The organism is Gordonia sp. YY1 (genome assembly GCF_009872315.1).
In the GTDB taxonomy this organism is placed as follows: Bacteria; Actinomycetota; Actinomycetes; order Mycobacteriales; family Mycobacteriaceae; genus Gordonia; species Gordonia amicalis.
Genome location: NZ_WXYI01000009.1, coordinates 20,057 through 37,255, shown reverse-complemented (window position 1 = coordinate 37,255; position 17,199 = coordinate 20,057). Strand labels below are relative to the sequence as shown.

Genomic DNA, 17,199 nt, shown 5'->3' with positions numbered 1-17,199 from the left:
CCCCGGGAGGGTGCGATTATCGATGAGCGGCCCTCGGCCAATAGGATGGTGTCCCGTGACTCCCGCCGACCTGGCCGCGCTGCTGCGCGCCGTGACCCTGACCGTGGTCCGTGACCGCGGACTGGACGAGAACCTGGTGCCCGACTTGATCGTCGTCGAGCGCCCCCGTCACGCTGACCACGGCGATTACTCCACCAATGTCGCCCTGCAGCTCGGCAAACGACTCGGTGTGGCGCCCCGTGAGCTGGCCGGATGGCTCGCCGATGCCTTCGCCGGCGCCGAGGGCATCGCCAAGACCGAGGTCGCGGGTCCCGGCTTCGTCAACATCTGGCTCGGTGCAGCCGCCCAGAACACCGTCGTCGCGACCGTGATGGAGCGGGGCGAGAGCTACGGCCGCGGCAAGGAGCTGGCCGGCTCGATCATCAACCTGGAGTTCGTCTCGGCGAACCCGACCGGACCGATCCACCTGGGCGGCACCCGCTGGGCCGCCGTCGGTGACGCACTCGGTCGTGTCCTGGCGGCTCGGGGCGCCGACGTGACGCGCGAGTACTACTTCAACGACCACGGCGCCCAGATCGATCGCTTCGCGCGTTCGCTCGAGGCCGCGGCGCTGGGCGAACCGACCCCGGAGGACGGCTACGCCGGCGACTACATCGCCGACATCGCGGCCAAGGTCACCGAGAAGGTGCCCGACGTGCTGTTGAAGCCCGAGGCCGACCGGGTCGAGACCTTCCGCGCCGTCGGCGTGGACCTGATGTTCGACCACATCAAGCAGAGCCTGCACGCCTTCGGCACGGACTTCGACGTCTACACGCACGAGGACAAGATGTTCGCGACGGGTCTCGTCGACGAGTGCATCGAGGAGCTCAAGGGCAACGGCAACCTGTACGAGAGCGACGGCGCCTGGTGGCTGAAGTCCACCGATTTCGGTGACGACAAGGACCGTGTCGTCATCAAGAGCGACGGCAACGCCGCCTACATCGCCGGCGACATCGCCTACTACCGCGACAAGCGCAACCGCGGCTTCAACCTGTGCATCTACATGCTCGGTGCCGACCACCACGGATACATCAGCCGCCTCAAGGCCGCCGCGGCCGCGCTCGGCGACGACCCGGCCACCGTCGAGGTCCTCATCGGCCAGATGGTCAACCTCGTCCGCGACGGCAAGCCGGTGCGCATGTCCAAGCGTGCGGGCACCGTCATCACGCTCGACGACCTCGTCGACGCGGTCGGTGTCGACGGCGCGCGGTACTCGCTGATCCGTTCGTCGGTGGACGTGAACATCGACATCGACCTGGACCTGCTGACCAAACAGTCCAACGACAACCCGGTGTACTACGTGCAGTACGCGCACGCCCGGATGTCGGCGCTGGCGCGCAACGCCGCCGACCTGGGCGTGGTGTCCTCGCTCGACCACCTCGACCTGCTCGACGACCCGGCCGAGGGTGAATTGATCCGTACCATCGGCGATTTCGACGAAGTGGTCGCCACCGCGGCCGCCCTGCGCGAACCGCACCGCGTGTGCCGTTACCTCGAGGTCCTCGCCGGCACCTACCACCGCTTCTACGCCAAGTGCCGCGTCCTGCCCCAGGGCGACGAGGAGGTGGCCGACATCCACCGCGCCCGGCTCGCCCTGTGTGAGGCCACCCGTCAGGTCCTGGCCAACGGTCTCGGGCTCGTCGGCGTCAGTGCTCCGGAGCAGATGTGAGCGCGCACCCGGCCGGACCCCGGCACGCCGAACTGCTGGCCGCGCCGCATCTCGCGCAGCGGCCGAACGATCCGGCCGTCCTCGCCGCCATCCCGCCCCAGGTGTGGCCTCGCAACGCCGCCCGCGACGACTCGGGTGAGCTGCGCATCGCCGGCGTGCCGGTGAGCGAGCTGGCCGCCGAGTTCGGGACGCCGGCGTTCATCGTCGACGAGGCGGACTTCCGGTCCCGGTGCCGCGACATGATGGCGGCGTTCGGCCCCTACGGCCGGGTGCACTACGCGTCGAAGGCCTTCCTGTGCAGCGAGGTGGCCCGTTGGGTCGCCGACGAGGGGTTGTCGCTGGACGTGTGCACCGGCGGCGAACTCGCCATCGCGCTGCGCGCCGGTTTCCCCGCCGAACGAATCGCGTTGCACGGCAACAACAAGAGCCCCGAGGAGCTGGCCGCTGCGGTCGACGCCGGTGTCGGCCACGTGGTGCTCGACTCGATGATCGAGATCGACCGGCTCGATGCCATCTCGGGTGAGCGGGGCACCGTCACCGACGTGCTCGTCCGCGTCACCGTCGGTGTCGAGGCGCACACCCACGAGTTCATCTCGACCGCCCACGAGGACCAGAAGTTCGGCTTCTCCCTCGCCGGCGGCGTCGCGATGGAGGCGATCCGCCGGGTCTTCGCCGCCGACAACCTGCGCCTCGTCGGTCTGCACAGCCACATCGGCTCGCAGATCTTCGACATGGACGGCTTCGAGCTCGCCGCCCATCGCGTCCTCGGGCTGCTGCACGATGTCGTCGACGAGTTCGGCGTCGAGAAGACCTCGCAGATCTCGATCGTGGATCTCGGTGGGGGACTCGGTATCTCGTACCTCGAGGAGGAGCGTCCGCTGCCGGTTCAGGAGGTTGCGGAGACCCTTGCCGACATCGTCCGCCGCGAGTCCGCCGCCGTGGGTCTGCCGATGCCGGTCATCGCCGTCGAACCCGGCCGGGCGATCGCCGGGCCGGGCACCATCACGCTGTATCGGGTGGGCACGGTCAAGGACGTGGAGATCGGCGGCGGCGCGGTGCGCCGCTACATCTCCGTCGACGGCGGCATGAGCGACAACATCCGCACGGTGCTCTACGACGCCGAATACGACGTCCGTCTGGTCTCGCGGGTCTCCGACGCGCGCGCGGTGGTCTGTCGCGTCGTCGGAAAGCACTGTGAGAGTGGCGATATCGTGATCAAGGATTGCTGGCTGCCGGAGGATCTGGGCCCCGGTGACCTCATCGCGGTCGCCGCCACCGGTGCCTACTGTTACTCGATGTCGAGCCGCTACAACATGACCATGCGGCCGCCGGTCGTGGCCGTGTCCGATGGAAAGGCCCGCCTGATGCTGCGGCGCGAGACCATCGAAGACTTCCTCAGCCTGGAGGTGGGCTCGTGACCGGATCTGTCCAGAACGCAAGTGACACAAGCGAGGTGAATGCGGTGCGGCCCATCGGGGTGGCGGTACTCGGAATGGGCAATGTCGGTGCCGAGGTGGTGCGGATCATCACCGAGAACGCCGACGACCTGCGATCGCGCGTGGGCGCGCCCGTGGAGATCCGCGGCGTCGCGGTGCGAGATCTCAACCGGCCGCGCAAGATCGGGCAGGAGTTGCTGACCGACGATCCCGCGGCGCTCGTCGCGCGCGACGACGTCGACATCGTCGTCGAACTCATGGGTGGCATCGACCCGGCCCGCGAGCTGATCCGTTCCGCGCTCCAGAGCGGCAAGTCGGTCGTGACCGCCAACAAGGCGCTGCTCGCCGAGTACACCGGCGAGCTCGCGACCGCGGCCGCCGAGGCGAAGGTCGACCTGTACTTCGAGGCGGCGGTCGCCGGTGCCATCCCGGTCGTCCGCCCGCTCATGCAGTCGCTGGCCGGCGACACGGTGGAGCGCGTCGCCGGGATCGTCAACGGCACCACCAACTTCATCCTCTCGGCGATGGACGAGACCGGCGCCGACTACGCCGATGCGCTCGCCGAGGCCGGTCGTCTCGGATACGCCGAGGCCGATCCGACGGCCGACGTCGAGGGTTACGACGCGGCGGCCAAGGCCGCGATCCTCGCGTCGATCGCCTTCCACACCCGGGTCACCGCTGCCGACGTGCACCGTCAGGGCATCTCCTCGGTCACCGCGGCCGACCTGCTCGCCGCCAAGAAGTTCGACTGCACGATCAAGCTGCTCTCGATCTGCGAGCGCGTCCGCGACATCGATGGCTCGCAGCGGATCTCGGCGCGTGTGTACCCGGCGCTGATCCCGCTGACCCATCCGCTGGCCACTGTCAACGGGGCCTTCAACGCGGTCGTGGTCGAGGCGGAGAACGCCGGCCGGCTGATGTTCTACGGTCAGGGCGCCGGTGGTTCGCCCACCGCCTCGGCCGTGCTCGGTGACATGGTGATGGCGGCGCGCAACCGCGTCCACGGCGGTCGTGGCCCCCTCGAATCGACCTATGCGTCGTTGCCGATCGCACCGATCGACGACGTGTTCACCCGCTACTACATCTCGATGCGCGTGTCCGACCGTCCGGGCGTGCTCGCCCAGGTCGCCGGTGAGTTCACGAAGCGGTCGGTGAGCATTGCCGCCGTGCGCCAGGAAGGCGCAGGTGACGATGCCCGCCTGATCGTGGTGACCCATCGGGCCCCCGACCGCGCGCAGTCGGATTGCGTTGCGGCGCTAGAAGACATGGACGCCGTCATCAAGGTGTCGAGTGTGTTGCGATTGGAAGGTACCGATGACTGAAGCGACTTCTGCGCCCGTGCACCGCGCGTGGCCCGGCCTGATCGAGGCATACCGTTCGCGGCTGCCCGTCGCCGACGACTGGAAGGTCGTCACCCTGCTCGAGGGTGGCACCCCGCTGATCAGCGCCCCGCATCTGTCGTCGCTGACCGGTTGTGAGGTCTATCTCAAGGTCGAGGGTCTCAACCCGACCGGTTCGTTCAAGGACCGCGGCATGACGATGGCCGTGAGCAACGCGGTCAACAACGGCAAGACCGCGGTGCTGTGCGCCTCGACGGGCAACACCTCCGCCTCGGCGGCGGCTTATGCGACCCGCGCCGGGATCACCTGCGCCGTCCTGATCCCGCAGGGCAAGATCGCGATGGGCAAGCTCGCGCAGGCGGTCATGCACGGCGCCAAGATCATCCAGGTGCAGGGCAACTTCGACGACTGCCTCGAGCTCGCGCGCAAGGCCACCGCGGAGTTCGACGAGATCGAGCTCGTGAACTCGGTCAACCCGGCCCGCATCGAGGGGCAGAAGACGGCCGCCTTCGAGATCGTCGACGTCCTCGGTCGCGCACCCGACGTGCACGCGTTGCCGGTCGGCAACGCCGGCAACATCACGGCCTACTGGAAGGGCTACACCGAGTACCACGCCGACGGCGTGTCGTCCTCGCTGCCCCGCATGCTCGGTGTGCAGGCCGCCGGGGCGGCTCCGCTGGTGAACGGCGCTCCCGTCAAGGAGCCGGAGACCATCGCGACCGCGATCCGCATCGGGTCGCCCGCGAGCTGGAACCAGGCCGTCGCGGCCAAGGAGGAGTCGAACGGGCAGTTCCGCGCGGCCACCGACGAGAAGCTGCTCGAGGCCTACCGCCTGATCGCGGGCAAGGAAGGCGTCTTCGTGGAGCCGGCGTCCGCAGCGAGCGTGGCCGGGCTCCTCGCAGCACGCGCCGACGGCTGGATCGAGGCCGGCTCGACCGTGGTGTGCACCGTGACGGGCAACGGCCTCAAGGACCCGGACACGGCTCTGGCCGGCATCCCCGAGGTCGAGGCGATCCCGGTCGATCCGGTGGCAGTGGCGAATGCCCTCGGTGTCGGCTGAGACCGCCGGGGTCGAGGAGATGACGCAGAACGGCGAGATGACCGATCCCGGGGTGGCGACGCGACAGCTACCCGTGGGTCTCTCGACGCGCGTCCGGGTACCGGCGTCGAGTGCCAACCTCGGACCGGGATTCGACTGTCTGGGCATCGCTTTGGGCATCTACGACGAAGTGATCGTGGAAACCGTCGAGGCCGGGGTCGTTCTCGACGTCGAGGGGGAGGGCTCCGCCGACGTCCCCCGCGACGAGTCCCATCTCGTGGTGCGTGCCCTCAATCACGGTCTCGCGCATGCCGGAGTGTCCGCCCCGGGCCTGAAGTTGCGCTGCATCAACCAGATCCCGCATTCGCGGGGCCTCGGTTCCTCGGCCGCGGCCGCGGTCTCCGGCCTCGCCGCCGCGTCCGGCCTGATCTCCGCCGCGGGATTCGGCGTGGGCCTGTCCGCCGACGAACTGGTTCAGTTGTCCAGTGAGTTCGAGGGACACCCCGACAACGCCGCCGCGAGCGTCCTCGGTTCGGCCGTCGTCACCTGGACGGACACCGCCGACGAGGTGAACTCGTATCACGCCCACCGGCTGTCGGTGCACCCCGATGTGTGCGCGACCGTCTTCGTCCCCGACACCGAGTCGTCGACGTCATTCACCCGTGGACTTCTGCCGGACGCGGTGCCGCGCGCCGACGCGGTCTTCAACCTGAGCCGCGCCGCGCTCGCCGTCGTGGCCCTGACCTCGGACCCGCGCAATCTCATGGCCGCCTCCGCCGACCGGTTGCACCAGCCCTATCGTGCGTCGGCGATGGTGCCGACCAGCGACCTCGTCGCCGAACTGCGCGCACGCGGCCACGCCGCGACGGTCTCCGGCGCCGGTCCCACGGTCCTGGTGCTGGGTACGGCGCCGATCCCGGCCGACATCCGGGTACTCGCGCAGGGACTCGGCTTCACCACCCACTCGGTGGCCATCGCCGGCGGCGTGGACATCAGCGCGGGCTGAGGTCGCGGCGCTCATCACACGCCGACGCGTTTCATTCCGGGGACCGAGGGGAATACCTGACGGGCAACGCGCGTTGGGAACGAGGTGTTCAGCGGTGTCTCGCCGAGGACCACAGCCTCCGATTCGGAGCCTCATTTGGCGCTTTCGGCGTGTTGCCCCTATCATGCGAACGGGGTTAACATATTCTGGTCTAGCCGCGCGGGCTTGTCCTGCCGTGCTTCTCATCCATCACCGATCGGTGACGCCGATCGTATCCGGCCGGGGTCGTGGGTCTCTGTCGACGGTGCCGAAGCGCGGGTGGCTCCCGAGCACGCTCGCAGCGGGACCGAACATCTCTCTGACCGTTCACCCTCCACCGTCCAACGCGGACGGACTCCCTCGCGTAGACAGCAGGGAAACGTAGACCTCACGCAGCTTCCGTCTGCGGGAGGAACGAAAGGACTTCCGTGACAGATACGGACCTGATCACCGCACCTGCCGAGCAGGAATCCGCGGGTTCGGCCGGCCCTGACTCGGGGCAACCGGCCAAGACACGCGCTCGCGCAGCCCGTACCGGCCTGTCCGGCATGGTGCTCAGCGAACTGCGGACCGTAGCCGGTGAACTCGGCATCAAGGGCACGTCCGGCATGCGCAAGGGCGACTTGATCGCCGCCATCAAGGAGCGCCAGTCCGGTGCCGCCGGCAAGAGTGCAGGCGCCAAGGCCGAGGCCAAGAGCCCCGAAGTCAAGAACGTCGACGCCAAGGCGGCCGACGTCAAGGCAGCCGACGCCAAGGCGGAAACCAAAGCCACCGAGACCAGGCGCCGCAGCGCCAAGGTCTCGTCCGAGGACGGGCAGCTGTCGATCGCCGAGTCCGCCGGTGACGGCGATTCCGGTCGGGCACCCCGCTCCGCGGGCAAGAAGACCACGGCTCCGGAGGCGGGTGAGCAGAACGCCGAACAGCCCAAGGGCGGCGAGCAGAAGGCCGACGCCACGGGTGAATCAGCCAAGGCCGGCGACTCGGAAGGCGGTGAGCAGCGCAACCGCCGCAACCGGAACCAGAACCGGGACAACCAGAACCGCGAAGGTGGCCAGAACCGCGAAGGTGGCCAGAACCGCGAAGGTGGCCTGACCCGCGAAGGTGGCCAGAACCGCGACAACCAGAATCGCGATGGCGGCCAGAACCGCGGCGGCGGTCCGAACCGTGACGATCGCGATGACGACGGCGAAGGCGGCGGTCGACGCCGCGGACGCCGTTTCCGCGAGCGTCGTCGTGGGCGCGACCGCGACACCCAGAACGAACCGCAGGTCTCCGAAGACGATGTGTTGCAGCCCGTCGCCGGCATCCTCGACGTGCTCGACAACTACGCGTTCGTCCGGACCTCGGGTTACCTCGCCGGCTCCAACGACGTCTATGTGTCGATGAACCTGGTGCGCAAGAACGGACTTCGACGCGGCGACGCCATCACCGGCGCGGTCAAGGTGCCGCGGGAGGGTGACCAGCAGAACCAGCGCCAGAAGTTCAACCCGCTCGTGCGCCTCGACACCGTCAACGGCGGTGACGTCGAGACCGCCAAGCGCCGTCCGGAGTTCAACAAGCTGACCCCGCTGTACCCCAATCAGCGACTGCGCCTCGAGACGACCCCGGATCGGCTGTCGACGCGTGTGATCGATCTGATCATGCCGATCGGCAAGGGCCAGCGCGCACTGATCGTCTCGCCGCCCAAGGCCGGTAAGACGACGATCCTCCAGGACATCGCCAACGCGATCACGGTGAACAATCCGGAATGTCACCTGATGGTGGTCCTCGTCGACGAGCGTCCCGAAGAGGTCACCGACATGCAGCGCTCGGTCAAGGGTGAGGTCATCGCCTCGACCTTCGATCGTCCGCCGTCAGACCACACCTCGGTCGCCGAGCTCGCCATCGAGCGCGCCAAGCGTCTCGTCGAGAGCGGCAAAGACGTTGTGGTTCTTCTGGACTCGATCACCCGTTTGGGTCGCGCGTACAACAATGCGTCGCCGGCGTCGGGCCGAATCCTCTCCGGTGGTGTCGATTCGACCGCCCTGTATCCCCCGAAGCGGTTCCTCGGTGCGGCGCGCAACATCGAGAACGGCGGGTCGCTGACCATCATCGCCACCGCGATGGTCGAGACCGGTTCGACCGGTGACACGGTCATCTTCGAGGAGTTCAAGGGCACCGGCAATGCCGAGCTCAAGCTCGATCGCAAGATCTCCGAGCGTCGTGTGTTCCCCGCGGTCGACGTCAATCCGTCGGGTACCCGCAAGGACGAACTCCTGCTCTCGCCGGATGAGTTCGCGATCGTGCACAAGCTGCGTCGTCTGCTGTCCGGGCTCGATTCGCAGCAGGCGATCGACCTTCTGATAAGTCAGCTCAAGAAGACCAAGACGAACATCGAGTTCCTGATGTCGGTCCAGAAGACCGCGCCGGGAGCCGGTGGCAACGACGACTGACGACGAGCAGTCGGCGAACAGCAACCGACCGACGGGCCCCGTCTCGCATCACGCGGGACGGGGCCCGTCTGGTTTGTGTGTGCTTGCTCCCTGAGTGGCGAGCGTGCGAGCGTGTGCTTGTTCCCTGAGTGGCGAGCGTGCGAGCGTGTGCTTGTTCCCTGAGTGGCGAGCGTGCGAGCGTGTGCTTGTTCCCTGAGTAGCGAGCGTGCGAGCGTGTGCTTGCTCCCTGAGTAGCGAGCGTATCGAAGGGTCAGGAGGCCAGGTCGCCGGTCAGGTGATCCCATGATTCCGACGCTGCGCGGGGAACGGCTCCCGTGTGCGTGACGACCAGGCAGCAGTGTGCGCGCCGGTCGTAGATCTCGACTGCTGCGGTCGGGCCGCACGCGCCCTGCGACCGAGTGACCCAGCACTGCTCGACGTGGTTGAAGTTGACCATCACCCGAGACCTGCCGGACGCGAGCACCATCTGCCCGCGGTGTTCGCGAGCGCCGTCGAGCCGGTCCTGGCGCATCTGCATGCATCCCGGAGCCGCGGCTGCGACGGTGACCGTCATCCCGAGCAGGGCGGCGTGTTCCAGCGCGCCGATGACGCGGCGGGTGTCGACACGGATGCCGTGCGCGCCATGTCCCTGCGTCAGCGAACGAAGCCGGGTGGTGCCGCCGTCGAGCAGAATCGAGTCGAAGAGCCCGATCTGGTCGTCGTGGCGGTCGGGCAGGGCGGCCGGGATGTACTCCGGCCCCACGAACGCCGGCGCGGCAGCGGGTTCCGGGCGGTGGCCGGCCGATACCGATGTGGACAGGGACAACGACTCGAAGGCGAGACGGTCGGAGTTCTCGGTCAGGTACGTCGCGTGCGCGGTGTTGCCGAGCGAGTCGAACAGTCGCAGCGTGGGCGGCACAAGCGCAGACGGGTCGGTCCGAAGGGTCGAGGACAACCGGGAGGGGTTGAGTCGCAAGGAGATCTGCTCGTCACCGACGTGGAGTGGCCCGCCCAGCGACGTCGGCACCCCGTGCACCCCGATCGCGTTCATGATCACCGGTCCGGCGACGGTGACACCGACGACCTCGGCGAGCGAAGGGAGTCGGCCGGCGATCCCGTCGATGTCTGAACTGATCGAGGAGTTGCCGAAACCAGGTGTGCCGAGCAGGGTTTCGAGGTCGCTCGGTCGTGTCGGGTCGGTGGGGTCGGGCACTGTGCGTCGATCTCGCGTCGGCTCAGTAGACGTCGCGAGCGTAGCGACCCGCGGCGCGGAGCGCGTCGACGTAGTCCCGAGCGCCGTCGGAGTCGACACCGCCGTGTTGGGCGACGATCTCGTGCAGGGCGGCGTCGACGTCGCCGGCCATCGTGGCGGCATCACCGCACACGTACACGTGGGCGCCCTTCTCGAGCCAGGCGAACAGATCCGCACCGTTCTGGCGCATCCGGTCCTGCACGTAGACCTTGTGGTCCTGGTCCCGGGAGAACGCCAGGTCCAGGCGGTCCAGCAGACCGTCGGTGACGAACCGATCGATCTCGTCGGCGTAGAGGTAGTCGGTGTCGCGGTGCTGGTCACCGAAGAAGAGCCAGTTCTGTCCGGTCGAACCACTGGCCGCACGGTGGTGGAGGAAGCCACGGAACGGCGCGATGCCGGTCCCCGGGCCGATCATGATCGCCGGCGCCTCGTCCTCGGGGAGGCGGAAGGTTTTGTTGGGGGTGATGAAGACGTTCACCGTGTCGCCGGGGGCGCAGCGGTCGGCGAGGTGCGTCGAGCACACGCCGCCGCGCTCGCGATCGTCGGCGACGTAGCGCACGGTCGCCATCGTGATGTGCACGGTTCCCGCATGGACCGTCGGGCTGGAGGAGATCGAGTACTCGCGGTGGGCGAGGGGGCTGAGCTCCTCCAGGAGTTCCTCGGGTGCGAACGTCAGAGTGGGATCGATGTTCAGCAGGTCGAGGACGTCGCGGCCGCGGAGCCACGTGTCGAGCGCCTGTGCGTCACCGCCCTCGATCAGACGGGTCAGCTCCTCATGGCCAGTGCGTTCGGCCACCGCCTTGGCGAGATACTTCGACGGGCAGCCGATCTCGTAGCGCGTGGCGAGGGACTCACGCAGGCTGTAGGTGCCCTTGCGGTCAGCGATGATCTCGTCGCCGGCCGCGCCGAGGCGCTCGAGGAGGAGATCCACCAGGGCGGGGTCGTTGACCGGGGTGATGCCGATGCCGTCGCCCGGCTCGTAGGTGATCCCGCTGTCACCGAGGGAGATCTCGAGGTGCCGCACCTCCTTGGCCGATCCCGGACCCGACAGCAGGGTGTTGGTCAGGATCGTCGCGGGGTACGGGTTCCGGCGGTTCCACGGCGACCGGGCCGGCTTGCGCCGTGCGGGCGCGGTCCGCGACGTCGACGACTCATCCGGGGTGGTGCGCAGTGGCGTGCCGGTACCGGCCGGAGCGGCGTCGTACATCGAGGATCCTTCGTGGTCGCAGAGGGGTGGGGCGCAGAGGGGTGGGGCGCACAGGGCTGGCCGTCGGCCACCGTACTATCTTCAGGGCACCCTCACGACCCCCTCGGGATGTGATATTCGCCCGGGAATCAATCGGGTGGCCATGCCGTTGACCAACCTGCGGCCGCTGCGTCCACGATTTCCGTCGTGAACGGCGCACATGGCATACTGAGCGGTCGAGTCCGGTTCCGGTTCACACCGTCGACAGGCGACGGTGACCCGGCGACCATAGAAAGGGACAGCCAGACATGAAGCAGGGAATCCACCCCGAGTACGCGGCGACCACCGTCGTCTGCGGCTGCGGCAACACGTTCGAGACCCGCAGCACCGCTGCCAACGGTCGTATCAACGTCGAAGTCTGCTCGCAGTGCCACCCGTTCTACACGGGCAAGCAGAAGATCCTCGACACCGGCGGCCGTGTCGCCCGGTTCGAGAAGCGCTACGGCAAGCGCGCCAAGTAGACCACGCTGCGACGCCCGCCCGACGCCCAGTCGGGACGGGCGTCGTTTGTGTTTGGTCGTCATCACCCGATTTCCAGGTCTCGGGCCGAAGCAGTCTTCGGCGGTGAGTTCCGTCTCTACAAGTGAGGTTCGCAGTGAGTACGCAGAGTCCGTCGGCCATCGATGACATCCTGGCCGAGCACTCCGGTCTCGAGCGTCAGCTGTCCGACCCCTCGCTGCACGACGACCCGGCCGCCGCTCGCCGTGTCGGGAAGCGGTTCGCCGAGCTCGCCCCGGTGATGGCGACCTACAACAAGCTCAAGGCGGCCCGCGAGGACCTCGAGGCGGCGCGTGAACTCGCCGCGGATGATGCGTCGTTCGCCGCCGAGGTCCCCGCCCTCGAGGCGACCGTCGAGGAGCTCGACGCGACGCTCACCGATCTCCTCGCCCCCCGGGATCCGCACGACAGCGACGACGTGGTGCTCGAGATCAAGTCCGGCGCCGGCGGCGAGGAATCGGCGCTGTTCGCCTCCGACCTCGCACGCATGTACCTCAAGTACTGCGAGCGGCACGGCTGGAAGGTGCAGATCCTCGGCGTCACCGAATCCGACCTGGGCGGCTACAAAGAGGCGACCCTGTCGATCAAGTCCAAGGAGACGGTCCGGGACGGCGTGTGGTCGCGCCTCAAGTTCGAGGGCGGCGTGCACCGCGTGCAGCGAGTGCCCGTGACCGAGTCCCAGGGACGTATCCACACCTCGGCGGCCGGGGTGCTCATCTATCCCGAGCCCGAAGAGGTGGCCGAGGTCGCGATCGACGAATCCGACCTGCGCATCGACGTCTACCGATCGTCGGGCAAGGGCGGTCAGGGCGTCAACACCACCGACTCGGCGGTGCGAATCACCCACCTGCCCACCGGCATCGTCGTGACCTGTCAGAACGAGCGGTCGCAGCTCCAGAACAAGGCCCGCGCGATGCAGGTCCTCGCCGCCCGTCTCCAGTCGGCGGCGGAGGAGGAGGCCGAGGCCGCGGCCGCCGAGGGTCGCGCCGCGCAGATCCGCACCGTCGACCGTTCCGAGCGCATCCGTACCTACAACTTTCCCGAGAACCGCATCACCGATCACCGCATCGGATACAAGGCGAACAATCTCGATGCCGTACTCGCCGGGGACATGGACAACCTGCTCGACGCGCTCGTCACCGCCGAGCGCCAGGCCCGCATGGAAGCCGAATAACCCCGATGTCGCCCGCGCCGGTCCGGGTGGCCGACGAAATCCGCGGCGCCACCGCACAACTGGCGGCGGCCGGGATCGACTCGGCGCGGCGGGACGCCGAATGGCTGATGGCGCACGTCCTCGCGTGTGACCCGGGGCGGCTGATCGTCATCGACACGATCGACGACGCGCACGTGCGCGAGTTCCGGGCGGCAATCGATCAGCGGGCGCGGCGAATCCCGTTGCAGCACATCGTCGGTACCGCGGCCTTCGGTCCGGTCGAGCTCGCCGTCGGGCCGGGGGTGTTCATCCCGCGGCCGGAGACCGAGTTCCTGCTCGAGTGGGCGGTGTCGGCCGCCGCGACAATGCCGGCTCCGCTGCGGATCGTCGATCTGTGCAGCGGTAGCGGTGCCCTGGCCATCGCCGTGGCGACGATGGTCGGGTCCGCCCGAGTGGCGGCCGTCGAGATGTCCCATGACGCCCTGAAGTGGCTGCGGCGCAACGTGTCCGATGCGCCGGAGGCGGTCCGGGAGCGGATCGACGTGTTCGCCGCGGACGTCACCGACGCTGCGCAGATCGGCCGGGTCATACCGGCGGGGAGTGTCTCGGTCGTGGTGACCAATCCGCCCTACGTGCCGCGGCGGTCGGCGGTCGGTCCCGAGGTGGACCACGATCCGGAGCGCGCCGTCTTCGCCGGCGACGACGGCATGAGCGTGATCGTCCCGATGGTGCCGGTCATCGCGACCATGCTCACCGCGGGTGGTGTCGTCGGGATCGAACACGACGACACGACCTCCGACGCCGTCGTCGACTGTCTGCGCGCCCATGGCGCATTCGACGAGGTGACCGCCCACACCGATCTGGCGGGCCGTCCTCGCTTCGTGACCGCGCGCCGGATCGGCGCAGGCGCGTCTCGCGGGGGAACCCGACCGTCGGCATGACAGGATGGTCGGGTGAGCATTGTTTTCGACTGCAACGATCCGCAGAGCCGTTCGGCGGGCATTCGCGCGGCCGTCGGAGCGGCGAAGGCGGGACGCCTGGTGGTGGTCCCCACCGACACCCTGTACGGAGTCGGTTGCGACGCCTTCGATTCCGACGCCGTCGGCTCGCTGCTCGCGGCCAAAAACCGTGGCCGGGACATGCCCGTGCCGGTCCTCGTGGGTTCCTGGCACTCGATCGACGGGCTCGTGCTGTCCGTCCCGCAGGCCGCCCGCGACCTGATCGAGGCGTTCTGGCCGGGCGGTCTGAGTCTCGTTGTCCGACAAGCTCCTTCGCTGGCCTGGGATCTCGGTGACACCGATGGCACAGTGATGCTGCGCATGCCGCTGCATCCGGTCGCGATCGAGCTGTTGCGCGAGGTCGGACCGATGGCGGTCTCGAGCGCGAACGTGTCGGGCCGTCCGCCCGCCACCACCGTCGACGAGGCCCGTGAACAACTCGGCGACGAGATCTCGGTCTACCTCGACGGCGGACCCGCGCCGGTCGCACAGGCGTCGACGATCGTCGACGTCTCGGGGGCACAGCCGCGCATCCTGCGCGAGGGTGCCATCACGGCCGAGGCCGTGGCCGAGGTCCTCGACGTCGATCCCGCCTCGCTGCGTGGGTGAGATGCTGCCGGGCACCGGATCGACGGGTGACCCGCAGGTCGACGCTCTGATCGACCGAGAGTCGACGCGGCGGCGCTCGTGGCTGCAGTTGCTCGCGAGCGAGACCGAGCCCACGCCGGGCGTACGTGCCGCGATGGCCTCGGCCTTCGACGCCAAGTACGCCGAGGGACGGCCCGGCTCGCGCTATCACGGCGGATGCGAGGTCGCCGACGAACTCGAGGAACTCGCGATCGGCCGGGCACGGGACCTCTTCGGGGCCGGTCACGTCGATGTCCAGCCGCTGTCGGGGAGTGCGGCGAATCTCGCCGTCTACGCCGCGTTCGCCCAGCCCGGCGATCCGGTGCTCGCCCTCCGGCTCGAGCACGGCGGTCATCAGACCCACGGTTCGCGCGCCAACTTCTCCGGACGATGGTTCTCGCCCCTGCACTACGAGGTCCGCCGCGAGGACGAGTACATCGACTACGACCAGGTCAGGGAACTCGCCCTGGTGCACCGCCCGCGGATCCTCGTCGCGGGCGCCACGTCGTATTCGCGGTCCTTCGACTACCCGCTCCTGCGGGCGATCGCCGACGAGGCCGAGTGCATCCTGCTGGTCGACGCGGCGCATCTCGCCGGTCACGTGGCCGCCGGTCTCCTCCCGTCGCCGGTTCCGTACGCCGACGTCGTCACCTTCTCCACCAACAAGGTGTTCCGCGGACCGCGCGGCGGCGTCATCCTGGGCCGCGCCGAGCACTCCGACGCGCTGCTCAAGGCCGTTCACCCGTTCGTCCAGGGCGGTCCGTCCATGCACGCGATCGCCGCCAAGGCGGTCACCTTCCACGACGCGGGCACCGCGGACTTCGCGTCCTACGTGAGGGCGACCGCCGACAACGCGCGCAGGCTCGCCGACGCCCTGACGGAACGAGGGCTGCGCGTCGTCTCCGGGGGCACCGACACCCATCTTGCGGTGGTCGACGTGTCCGCGCTCGGCATCTCGGGGTCGGCGGCGCAGGATCGGCTCAACAGGTCCGGGATCGTGGTCGACAAAGCGGTCCTGCCGTTCGACGAACGTTCCGTCTCAGAGGGATCGGGCATCCGGATCGGGACCCCCGCGGCCACCTCCCGGGGCCTGACGGCGGACATGATCCCGGCCGTCGCCGACGCGATGCTGGCAGCGTTGTCGACCGAGGACCTCTCGACGCACGATCGGATCCACCGTGAGATCAGCGACCTCGCATGCGGGTAGCGTTGTCCGCGTGTCCGAGACGTCCCGAGCGACCTCCACAGACCGGGTGGTGAGCCGATGATCGAGGCCGCCCCGGTGGTGCTCGCGGCCGCGACCGACGGGGGAGGGGCCGGTGTCCCGCTGCGCGAGTTGCTGCTCGTCGGTCTCACCGCCGCCGCGATGACGTATCTGCTGACCTCGGCAGTGCGGGTGTTCGCGATCAAGGCCGGTGCGGTCGCCGTGCCGCGTGTGCGCGACGTCCATGTCATCCCGACCCCGCGACTCGGAGGCCTCGGCATGTTCGGCGGGGTGGTGGCCGGTATCGCGCTCGCCGCCAACCTGCCCGCACTCAATCGGGGCTTCGCCTACACCACGGACCTGACCGCGGTCATCACCGCGGGGACCGTGATCGTCCTCGTCGGTGTCGTCGACGACCGGTGGGGTCTGGACGCCCTGACGAAGTTCGTCGGACAGCTGACCGCCGCCGGGGTCCTGGTGCTCCTCGGCATCTCCTGGATCCAGGTGCCGGTGCCGTTCGCCGACATCGGGACCCTCGTGCTGGATCCACTGCAGGCTGGCCTGCTCACGGTCGCCGTCACGGTGGCGACGATCAACGCGATCAACTTCGTCGACGGCCTGGATGGTCTGGCTGCCGGGCTGGGACTCATCGCCGCGTCGGCGATCTGCATGTTCTCCCTCGGTCTGCTCCGCGACCAGGGCGGTGACGTCAGTTACTATCCGCCGGCGCTCATCGCCGTCGCCCTCGCCGGCGCCTGCCTCGGATTCCTGCCGCACAACTTCTCGCCCGCCCGCATCTTCATGGGCGACTCGGGTGCGATGCTGATCGGGCTGATGCTGGCCGCCGCGTCGACGAGCGCGTCGGGTCGCATCGCGGTGAACGCCTACGGACCGGCGGACATCTTCACCCTGCTGTCACCGCTGATCCTGGTGGCGGCCGTGGTTTTCATCCCGATGCTCGACATGCTCCTCGCGGTGATCCGACGGACGCGGGCGGGCGTCGGTTTCTACACCCCCGACAAGATGCACCTGCACCACCGGCTGCTCGAGCTCGGACACTCCCAGCGGCGCGTCGCGCTGATCATCTATCTCTGGGTGGGCGTCCTGGCGTTCTCCGCCGCGGCGAGCACGCTGTTCCCCCTCTCGGTGGTCGCGCCGATGTTCGGGGCGGGTCTGGTGGTGGCGCTGCTGGTGACCATGGCGCCTCGTCTGCATCGCCGGTTCGCGGAGCTGCGCACCGCGACGAAAGCCTTCCGCTGACGT

The 17,199-nt window shown here is 68.7% G+C and carries 14 protein-coding genes; 12 read left to right on the top strand and 2 right to left on the bottom strand.

Annotated elements, in window-relative coordinates; genetic code table 11:
- The first annotated feature begins 55 nt into the window (after positions 1–55).
- The 6 genes from argS to rho all read left to right on the top strand — a co-directional run bounded on the left by argS (position 56) and on the right by rho (position 8,979).
- Positions 56–1,708 carry an arginine--tRNA ligase gene (gene argS, locus BPODLACK_RS13415; RefSeq protein WP_159405457.1) on the top strand — a complete coding sequence of 551 codons (1,653 nt, stop codon included), beginning with the start codon at positions 56–58 and terminating at the stop codon, positions 1,706–1,708.
- Positions 1,705–3,126 carry a diaminopimelate decarboxylase gene (gene lysA, locus BPODLACK_RS13410; protein ID WP_024497330.1) on the top strand — a complete coding sequence of 474 codons (1,422 nt, stop codon included), beginning with the start codon at positions 1,705–1,707 and terminating at the stop codon, positions 3,124–3,126. The genes argS and lysA overlap by 4 nt, the downstream gene beginning before the upstream one ends.
- Positions 3,123–4,466 (top strand): homoserine dehydrogenase, encoded by a 1,344-nt coding sequence (locus tag BPODLACK_RS13405; protein ID WP_024497331.1) that lies wholly within the window; start codon positions 3,123–3,125, stop codon positions 4,464–4,466. The genes lysA and BPODLACK_RS13405 overlap by 4 nt, the downstream gene beginning before the upstream one ends.
- Positions 4,459–5,544 (top strand): threonine synthase, encoded by a 1,086-nt coding sequence (thrC, locus tag BPODLACK_RS13400; RefSeq protein WP_024497332.1) that lies wholly within the window; start codon positions 4,459–4,461, stop codon positions 5,542–5,544. The genes BPODLACK_RS13405 and thrC overlap by 8 nt, the downstream gene beginning before the upstream one ends.
- Complete coding sequence (gene thrB / locus BPODLACK_RS13395; protein ID WP_024497333.1) at positions 5,525–6,529, top strand: homoserine kinase; 1,005 nt, start codon at positions 5,525–5,527, stop codon at positions 6,527–6,529. The genes thrC and thrB overlap by 20 nt, the downstream gene beginning before the upstream one ends.
- A 446-nt stretch (positions 6,530–6,975) precedes the next feature.
- The gene (gene rho / locus BPODLACK_RS13390; RefSeq protein ID WP_159405456.1) at positions 6,976–8,979 is read left to right on the top strand and encodes a transcription termination factor Rho; all 2,004 of its coding nucleotides are present in this window, start codon (positions 6,976–6,978) and stop codon (positions 8,977–8,979) included.
- 250 nt (positions 8,980–9,229) lie between these two features.
- Here the strand turns inward: rho and BPODLACK_RS13385 are convergent, their stop codons facing one another.
- Together BPODLACK_RS13385 and BPODLACK_RS13380 are read right to left on the bottom strand one after the other, a co-directional pair.
- Positions 9,230–10,171 (bottom strand): heme transporter, encoded by a 942-nt coding sequence (locus BPODLACK_RS13385; protein WP_024497335.1) that lies wholly within the window; start codon positions 10,169–10,171, stop codon positions 9,230–9,232.
- 22 nt (positions 10,172–10,193) lie between these two features.
- Positions 10,194–11,417 (bottom strand): sulfite reductase subunit alpha, encoded by a 1,224-nt coding sequence (locus tag BPODLACK_RS13380; protein ID WP_024497336.1) that lies wholly within the window; start codon positions 11,415–11,417, stop codon positions 10,194–10,196.
- Positions 11,418–11,704: 287 nt separating this feature from the next.
- On the opposite strand from BPODLACK_RS13380, the gene rpmE reads away from it, so the two are divergent.
- The 6 genes from rpmE (at position 11,705) to BPODLACK_RS13350 (ending at position 17,196) form a co-directional block, all read left to right on the top strand.
- Complete coding sequence (gene rpmE / locus BPODLACK_RS13375) at positions 11,705–11,917, top strand: 50S ribosomal protein L31 (RefSeq protein WP_006360515.1); 213 nt, start codon at positions 11,705–11,707, stop codon at positions 11,915–11,917.
- Between the two features lie 134 nt (positions 11,918–12,051).
- Positions 12,052–13,128 (top strand): peptide chain release factor 1, encoded by a 1,077-nt coding sequence (gene prfA, locus BPODLACK_RS13370; protein ID WP_024497337.1) that lies wholly within the window; start codon positions 12,052–12,054, stop codon positions 13,126–13,128.
- Positions 13,129–13,133: 5 nt separating this feature from the next.
- Positions 13,134–14,048 carry a peptide chain release factor N(5)-glutamine methyltransferase gene (gene prmC / locus BPODLACK_RS13365; protein ID WP_159405455.1) on the top strand — a complete coding sequence of 305 codons (915 nt, stop codon included), beginning with the start codon at positions 13,134–13,136 and terminating at the stop codon, positions 14,046–14,048.
- Positions 14,049–14,060: 12 nt separating this feature from the next.
- A complete protein-coding gene (locus BPODLACK_RS13360; protein ID WP_159405454.1) occupies positions 14,061–14,714 on the top strand; it encodes an L-threonylcarbamoyladenylate synthase in 654 nt (217 codons plus the stop codon).
- A gap of 1 nt (position 14,715) precedes the next feature.
- A complete protein-coding gene (gene glyA / locus BPODLACK_RS13355; protein WP_159405501.1) occupies positions 14,716–15,939 on the top strand; it encodes a serine hydroxymethyltransferase in 1,224 nt (407 codons plus the stop codon).
- Positions 15,940–15,996: 57 nt separating this feature from the next.
- The gene (locus BPODLACK_RS13350) at positions 15,997–17,196 is read left to right on the top strand and encodes an MraY family glycosyltransferase (protein ID WP_006437290.1); all 1,200 of its coding nucleotides are present in this window, start codon (positions 15,997–15,999) and stop codon (positions 17,194–17,196) included.
- Positions 17,197–17,199: the final 3 nt, after the last annotated feature.